Source organism: Romboutsia weinsteinii, from assembly GCF_002250835.2.
Lineage (GTDB): Bacteria > Bacillota > Clostridia > Peptostreptococcales > Peptostreptococcaceae > Romboutsia_A > Romboutsia_A weinsteinii.
In genome coordinates this window covers 102,012-110,372 of sequence record NZ_NOJY02000013.1, presented here as the reverse complement: position 1 = coordinate 110,372, position 8,361 = coordinate 102,012, and the positions used below count along the sequence as shown (strand labels likewise).

Annotated in this window: 8 protein-coding genes; 7 read left to right on the top strand and 1 reads right to left on the bottom strand. The window is 30.6% G+C overall.

The annotated features are described in order from the left end of the window. From CHL78_RS09695 to CHL78_RS09680, 4 genes are all read left to right on the top strand, one after another. Positions 1 to 997: ABC transporter ATP-binding protein (locus CHL78_RS09695; RefSeq protein WP_147295809.1), on the top strand; the 997-nt coding region annotated here is incomplete at its 5' end. Then, complete coding sequence (locus CHL78_RS09690; RefSeq protein ID WP_094365927.1) at positions 981 to 1,847, top strand: carbohydrate ABC transporter permease; 867 nt, start codon at positions 981 to 983, stop codon at positions 1,845 to 1,847. The genes CHL78_RS09695 and CHL78_RS09690, both read left to right, overlap by 17 nt. A 15-nt stretch (positions 1,848 to 1,862) precedes the next feature. Beyond that, positions 1,863 to 2,756: a carbohydrate ABC transporter permease gene (locus CHL78_RS09685; protein ID WP_094365926.1), complete on the top strand. Its 894-nt coding sequence runs from the start codon at positions 1,863 to 1,865 to the stop codon at positions 2,754 to 2,756. A gap of 25 nt (positions 2,757 to 2,781) precedes the next feature. Continuing rightward, entirely contained in the window at positions 2,782 to 4,077 is a 1,296-nt protein-coding gene (locus tag CHL78_RS09680; RefSeq protein ID WP_094365925.1) for an ABC transporter substrate-binding protein, read from the top strand. Between the two features lie 87 nt (positions 4,078 to 4,164). Here the strand turns inward: CHL78_RS09680 and CHL78_RS09675 are convergent, their stop codons facing one another. Then, positions 4,165 to 4,587, bottom strand: a complete 423-nt coding sequence (locus CHL78_RS09675; RefSeq protein WP_094365924.1) for an acyl-CoA thioesterase — start codon at positions 4,585 to 4,587, stop codon at positions 4,165 to 4,167. A 420-nt stretch (positions 4,588 to 5,007) separates the two neighbouring features. On the opposite strand from CHL78_RS09675, the gene CHL78_RS09670 reads away from it, so the two are divergent. The 3 genes from CHL78_RS09670 to dapA all read left to right on the top strand — a co-directional run bounded on the left by CHL78_RS09670 (position 5,008) and on the right by dapA (position 8,294). Next, a complete protein-coding gene (locus CHL78_RS09670; RefSeq protein WP_094365923.1) occupies positions 5,008 to 6,213 on the top strand; it encodes an aspartate kinase in 1,206 nt (401 codons plus the stop codon). A 23-nt stretch (positions 6,214 to 6,236) separates the two neighbouring features. Further along, a complete protein-coding gene (locus tag CHL78_RS09665; protein ID WP_094365922.1) occupies positions 6,237 to 7,232 on the top strand; it encodes an aspartate-semialdehyde dehydrogenase in 996 nt (331 codons plus the stop codon). A gap of 159 nt (positions 7,233 to 7,391) precedes the next feature. Further along, entirely contained in the window at positions 7,392 to 8,294 is a 903-nt protein-coding gene (dapA, locus tag CHL78_RS09660) for a 4-hydroxy-tetrahydrodipicolinate synthase (protein ID WP_094365921.1), read from the top strand. Positions 8,295 to 8,361 lie beyond the last annotated feature (67 nt).

The following is an 8,361-nucleotide window of genomic DNA, read 5'->3' as shown; positions in this document are numbered from 1 at the left end:
AGATGTGTATAAGAGACAGGTATTAGTAGGACCATCAGGTTGCGGTAAATCTACAACACTTAGAATGATAGCGGGTCTAGAGGATATAACAAATGGAACCCTTCTTATAGGGGAAGATAATGTAACACATGTAGAAGCAAGTAAAAGAGGTATATCAATGGTATTTCAAAATTATGCATTATATCCTCATATGACTGTAAAAGAAAATATAGAGTTTGGACTTAAAAATAATAAGGTAGCAAAGGGCAAAAGAGAAGAGTTAATAAAAGATGTATCCAAAACGGTTGGACTAGAAGAATACTTGACTAGAAAGCCATCGGATTTATCTGGAGGACAGAGACAAAGAGTAGCTCTAGCAAGGTCTATGGTAAAAACTCCTAAGGTATTTTTAATGGATGAGCCTTTATCAAACTTAGATGCAAAGCTTAGGAATCAAATGAGAAGTGAGCTTATACAAATTCATAACAAATTAAAGACGACATTTGTGTATGTTACTCATGACCAAGTAGAAGCAATGTCTATGGCAGATAAGATAGTGATAATGAATAAGGGAGAAATAATGCAGGCAGGAAGTCCTAAGGAAATTTACAATAAACCTGTTAATGAGTTTGTAGCTCAATTTATAGGAAGTCCAGCAATGAATGTAATAAAAACTAACTTAAAAAATATAAAAATAGGATTTAGGCCTGAAAAAGCATCGTTGAGTGGAGGAGTTAATTTTGATGGAATTATATTAAATTGTACGGTTACAACAAAGGAGATTTTAGGAGCAGAAGTATTATATTGTTTAAAACATAATAGCAAAAACATAATGATAAAAACAGAAGATGATACCTTAGAGATAGATAAGCAAATAAGTATATACATAGATAAAAAAGATTTATATTACTTTGATGAAAAAGAAGAATGTATTTATGACATAGAGAGATTAGAAAGTATATTACCTAAAATAAAAAAATGTGAAATTGAGAGGAAATTATATGAAGAAGCACTATAAGGCGTATTTATATATAGCACCAGCATTAATCGGAATTATTCTATTTGTAGTTTATCCGATATTATACAATATATATTTGAGCTTTCAATCTGGAAGTTTGATAAACTTATCATTTGATTTCGTAGGTTTAGAGAATTATCAGAATCTATTAGGTGATTCAGATTTTATAGTAACAATCAAAAATACGGCAATATATACAATAGCTATGGTTGGTATATCTATTTCATTGTCTTTATTATGCGCAGTATGGTTAAATAAAAAGACTTTTATACATAATTTAGCACAGACCATAATGTTTACACCACATATAGTATCCTTAGTATCTATAGGAGTTTTATTTATGTGGATACTAAATCCTGACTATGGTATTTTGAACTGGGTCTTAGAAAATATAGGACTTCCAACTTCTAAGTGGTTAAGTAGTGAAAAAACTGCTCTATTTTCAATAATATCAGTTGGGATTTGGAAAACAGTAGGATATAACACCTTAGTATTTGTAGCAGGACTTCAAAGTATACCAAAGCATATATATGAAGCTGCTGATTTAGACAACTCTAGCAAGATTACTACTTTCTTTAAGATAACACTTCCAATGTTATCTCCGACAATATTTTTCTTATTAATAACAACAACTACAGCATCATTCCAAGTATTTGACCTTATAAATGTTATGACAAAGGGAGGTCCTATAAATTCAACTAACATGTTAGTTTACCACATATATGAATCTGGATTTAGATACTACAATATTGGTGAAGCCTCTGCTGCCAGTGTATTCTTAATAATAATAGTAGGGATTCTTACACTAGCACACTTTAAGTTATTATCAAATAAGGTTCACTATCAGTAAAGGGGGAGAAGTAATATGCATTTAACCAATTATTTTAATAGTAGAGATAGTATATCTTCAGTTAAAGAAAAAAGAAATACTAAAGATATAGGAAAAATATTAAAAAAAGTATTAGAGTATACTGCTTTAATATTAATAATATTGATATTCATATTTCCATTTATATGGATGATATCTACATCATTTAAGACTACTCAAGAAGCTATACAAATACCACCGACTATTATACCTAATGAGTTTATAAGTGAGAATTACATGAAAGCTTGGAGTTCTGGACCGTTTCTTAGATATTTAGGAAATAGCATTTTTATAACACTTTCAATAATAGTAATTCAATTTTTAGTAATGGTTCCAGCAGCATATGCTTTTGCAAAGATTAGATTTAAGGGAGAAAAAATATTATTTGGATTAATATTAATAGGGCTAATGGTTCCTCCTCAAATAACTTTTTTACCAGTTTATATAATGATGAGTAAGTTGGGCTTAATAAATACATATGTGCCATTAATACTTCCATTTATGACTTCATCATTTGGTATTTTCTTGCTAAGACAAAACTTTATGCAAATATCAAATGAAATAATAGAAGCTAGTAGACTAGATAATGCTTCTGATTGGAAGATAATGTGGAAGGTAATGCTTCCTATGGCAAAACCAGCAATGATAACTTTCGGACTGTTTAGTTTTATATATCACTGGAACAATTATTTCTGGCCGCTTGTAATGAGCAACACAGATCTAGTAAGAACATTACCGATAGGAGTTGCTATGCTTAAGGAAAGTGAAGGAGTGACTAATTGGAATGTTGTTATGGCAGGAAATGTAATGCTGACAGCTCCAATATTACTAATTTACACTATTTTGAATAATAAAATAAAAGAAGCATTTACCTACTCAGGTATAAAATAAAAATAATTAACAAAGGGGAATAATTATGAAACTTAAAAAGATTATATCTACAACATTAGCTTTAGGACTATTAGTATCATCATTAACAGGTTGTGCTAGCACTAATAACGCGGAAGAAAAAAGTAGTGATGGCAAGGTTGTAGTGGAGTTTTGGAATGCTTTAACAGGGGAAAATGAAAAGATAATGAAAAGTTATGTAGATAAGTTTAACTCGCAAAGTGATACTGTTGAAGTAAAAATGATATCACAAGGAGATTATTGGGAAAATGGTACTAAATTACAAGCAGGTCTTGCAGCAGGTAATCAACCTGATATAACAATGCTTGAAGTTACTCAAGTAGCTCAATTTTCATCAGTAGGTGCTTTAGCAGATATGAAAAATATAATAAGTGATGAGAAGCAAAGTGATTTTTTAGAGGGATTAATGAGAGAAGCAGAATATGATGGTAAAACTGTAGGAGTACCTTTAAATAGAAGTACACCACTAATGTATGTAAATGCAGAAATGTGTGAAAAGGCAGGACTAGATCCAACAGGGCCTAAAAATTGGGAAGAACTTAAAATGTATGCACAAAAGCTTACTAATAAAGATGATGGGGTAGTTGGTCTTGCAGTACCAATAGATATATGGTTCTTTGAAGCTTTATTATACCAACAAGGATCAACTGTACTAGATGATAATAATAAAGTAGATTTTAATAATGAAAAAGGTGTCAACGCTCTTACATTATGGCAAGATATGATGAAAGAAGGAACTATGCAATTACCTCCAGGAGAAGGATATGATGCATGGGATGCAGCTAAAGATGCATTTGTGAATGGAAAGGCAGCAATGACATTCCAATCAACTGCAAGTTTAGCAGGATTATTAGAGCAAACAGAAGGTAAGTTTACAATAGCTACAGGTTTTTTACCAGAAGAAAGTCAATATGCGGTACCTACAGGTGGAGCTAATGTTGTGGTAATGGAAAAATCTACAGAAGATGAAAAAAAAGCAGCAGGAGAATTTATAGAGTTTATGACTGATAAGGAGAATACCGTAAACTTTAGTATAGATACAGGATATATTCCAACAACTAAGTCTTCTTTAGAATCAGAAGAAATAAAAAGTTTATATAAAGAAAAGCCTCAGTATGAAGTTGCTGTTAAGCAATTAGAGTATTCAGCTAAAAGACCGGGTGTAGTTGGATATGTAGAAGCGACTGAAAAATTAATGGATGAGATTAAAAAGGCTTTAATGGATTTAAACTTAGACCCAACTGCAACTATAAAAAGTGCTACTGATATAATGCAAGGTATAATAGATAAAAATAATAAGTAAAATACCTAAATAATAATAATATAAATAAAATAATAAAAAGAGAAGATTTTTAGACTATGAAATCTTCTCTTTTTCATTGTATCTATTTTACTTTCTAAAACTTTTTGCAATATTTAAAAGTCTAATATCTTCTTCAGTAGAGGGCTCATCCATTTTTAAATTATGAGGCATCTTAACGCCATGCTCATCTACACAAACAAAAGTTAAAAATCCATCCACAATAACCTTATCACTATCACCTTTAGTAACTTTTCCATAAACAGTTAAGCTTGTCTTTCCAGTATAAACTATTTTAGATTCTATATTTATAATATTACCTTTTCTTATTGGTTCGTTAAAATTGATTTCATGCACTTTTCTGCATACTAAGTTTTCTGGGTGCTTATACTCTTTTGCCACTGTTATAAAACAGCTTTCAACAAACCATTCTGACATTCTTCCAGCAAATAGAGTTCCATGATGATTTAAATCTTCACTTTTCACAAGTCTATATGTACCATAATATTTCATATAAATACCTCCCAGTATATAAGTAGTAAAGCTATACTAATATACTATATAAATACAAACAGTTTAGCAACAATATAAAGATTTATTTAACTCAAGCATGTATATCATATCTGATCTATATCATCAATATCAAAATGCTATATATGTACTAAAAACATTTCATGTATAAAAAAATAAGGCTTCTATGGGGGATAGAAACCTTTAATGGGGGAGATTGAATATTTATATATTTTAATTATTACCAGTGAGATATTTTTTATACATATATTTTTATAAAAAGTAAATATTTTAATTTTAATAGTCAAATAAATAACTAAGAGCATCTTTTGCAATAAAATATGCATTTTTAGTCATATTAAAGCATTTGTTTTTTGTATATAATTAGACTCATAATTATGAAAATCAAAAGGAGGTCGCAGTTTGTCTACTATAGTTGTGAAATTTGGAGGTACTTCAGTAGGAAGTATAGATAAAATAAAGTCAGTTGCAAAAAGAGTAATAAGTGAAAAAGAAAAAGGCAATGATGTGGTGGTAGTAGTATCAGCTATGGGCAAAACTACAGACCTCCTTGTAAATTTATCAAAACAAATATCAGATAATCCAAATAAGAGAGATTTAGATATGCTTTTATCTACTGGTGAACAGGTATCTATTTCATTATTATCCATGGCTTTTCAAGAGTATGGATATGATACTATCTCATTTACAGGATTACAAGCGGGTATAAGAACTGAGGGAAGTCATACAAAGAGTAAAATCGTTGATATAGATATTGAAAAAATAAAGAGTTACTTGGGAGAAGGTAAAATTGTTATTGTTGCTGGATTTCAGGGAGTTAATGAAAATGGTGATATAACTACATTGGGTAGAGGTGGTTCTGATACTACTGCGGTTGCACTAGCAGCTAAGCTTGAATGTGGTTGTACTATATATACTGATGTAGAGGGAATATATACGGTTGATCCAAGACTTTTCCCTAATGCAAGAAAGCTTGATGTTATTAGTTATGAAGAGATGATGGAAATGGCAAGTCAAGGTGCGGGAGTTATGGAAACTAGAGCGGTTAGAATTGGATGTAAATATAACGTGCCTATATATGTAGCACTTAGTAGTGAAGATAGAAAAGGAACTTATATAAAGGAGTATCAAAAGAGTATGGAAGAGAATGTGGTTACAGGGATTGCAATAAATGATGATGTTTTAATGGTTACAATAGCAAATATTGTAGCTGAACCTATAAACGTTGCTATGATAGTTGAAAAACTAACTAATGAGAATATAAATATTGATATGATGAGTCAGAGTGCGGTACAAAATGGATGTGTTAATATTTCCTTTGCAATTAGTAAAGATGATTTACATTCAATAAATAAGATTGTTGATGAAATAACATCAACAATATGTCCGGTAGAGTTTGAGATTGAGTCAAACTTAAGTAAGATATCAGTTGTTGGAATAGGTATGAAAAATCAAAGTAATATTATGAGCAAATTATTTAGGATTTTAGCTGACAATAAAATAGATATTAAGCAAGTAGCCACTTCAGAAATAAGTATTTCATTTATGATAGATGAAAATGAGAAGCAAAGGGTAGTAGAGGTACTAGGTAGAGAGTTTAATTTATAAATACTAGATAAAGGGGTGTTGATATGAGAAAAGCAAATATTGCAATAGTTGGTGCCACAGGAATGGTTGGAAGAACATTTTTAAAAGTACTAGAGGAGAGAAATTTTCCTATAGAAAATTTATATCTACTTTCATCGAAAAGATCAGCAGGAAGCAAAATAGAGTTTTGTGGTAAAGAGTATGTTGTTGAAGAGTTAAATGAGGATTCTTTTAAGAGAGAGATTGATATTGCACTATTTTCAGCAGGTGGAAGTGTTAGTAAGAAGTACGCTCCAATAGCTATAGACAATGGTGTTATAGTAGTTGATAATAGTAGTGCTTGGAGAATGGATAAAGATATACCATTAGTAGTTCCAGAGGTAAACCCTGGTGATATAGATTGGAACAATGGAATAATTGCAAACCCAAACTGTTCAACAATACAATCAGTAGTACCTCTTAAAGTATTGCATGATGCTTTTAAAATTAAGAGAGTAGTATATTCAACTTATCAAGCTGTATCTGGGTCTGGAGTTGCGGGTATAGAAGATTTAGAAAATGGAATAGAGGGTGGAGAAAATAAAAATTATCCTCACCAAATAGCATACAACTGCTTGCCTCATATTGATGTATTTATGGACAATGGATATACAAAAGAAGAGATAAAAATGATTGAGGAAACTAAGAAGATTTTAAATGACCAAGACATAAGAGTTACTGCTACTACTGTTAGGGTTCCGGTAAAGTATGGTCACAGTGTTTCTGTAAATCTAGAGTTTGAGAAGAGTTTTGAAATAGAAGAGGTATATGAATTACTAAGAGATGCAAAAGGTATAGTAGTTACTGATGATGTGAAAAACAACATTTATCCAATGCCTATAGATATAGAAGGTAAGGATGATGTTTATGTTGGAAGAATAAGAAGAGATTATAGTCTGGAGAATGGGATTAACTTATGGGTAGTTGCAGATAATATAAGAAAAGGTGCTGCGACTAATACTGTTCAGATAGCAGAGTTATTACTTAATAAGATAGAGTAGTTATTACTAATAAAGTTAGACACTAGCTGAAGTATTCTAATTAATAATTACTAGAGAATAAGAAGTTATTAAATAGTTAGTATTAATAATTATTTATAAAGATAAGCAAATTATTAAAGAGATAGATTGCTAATATAGAGAATGGAGTGGAAGAGGATTATGGTTAAGTTATTTGAGGGATCTGGGGTTGCTTTAGTTACTCCATTTAAAAATGGTGAAGTTGATTATGATAAATTAGAAGAATTATTAAATTGGCATATAGATATTAAGACAGATTCAATTGTTATATGTGGAACAACTGGCGAATCTGCAACTATGACTGATAAGGAAAGAAGAGAAGTTATAAAGTTTACAGTTGATAAAGTCAACAAGAGAATACCTGTTATAGCAGGAAGTGGAAGCAACAACACTGCTTACTCAATAGAGTTAAGTAAGTATTGTGAAGAAGTAGGAGTAGATGGACTTTTAGTTGTTACTCCTTACTACAACAAGGCTACTCAAGAAGGATTAGTAAAGCATTTTGAAATAATAGCAAATAGTGTTAAGTTACCAATAATACTTTATAGTGTTCCAGGAAGAACTGGGGTAAATATTGCTCCTCAAACAGTTAAGAAACTGTCTGAAATAGAAAATATAGTTGGTATAAAAGAAGCCAGTGGAGATATAAGTCAAGTTGCTGAAATAGCTAGATTATGTGGCGAAGATTTCTATATATACAGTGGAAATGACGACATGATAGTACCTATTTTATCTCTTGGAGGTAAGGGTGTTATATCAGTAGTTGCAAATATCTTACCTAAAGAAACTCATGATATAGTTGAAAAATACTTAAGTGGTGATGTAGTAGGTTCTAGAAAATTACAACTTAGTATGAATGAATTAATAAATACTTTATTTATAGAAGTAAATCCAATACCAGTTAAGGCTGCTATGAACTTAATGGGTATGGAAGTTGGAGAACTTAGATTACCTCTGACTTATATAGAGCAAGATAATCTTGAAGTACTTTCTAATAATATGAAAAACTTCGGAATAGAAGTAAAAGATACAGAGTGTAGATAATTGATATAAACAAAGGTTAGCAATACTAAGATACTTCTAATAGTTAGAGTAGTAATAATAGAGATTA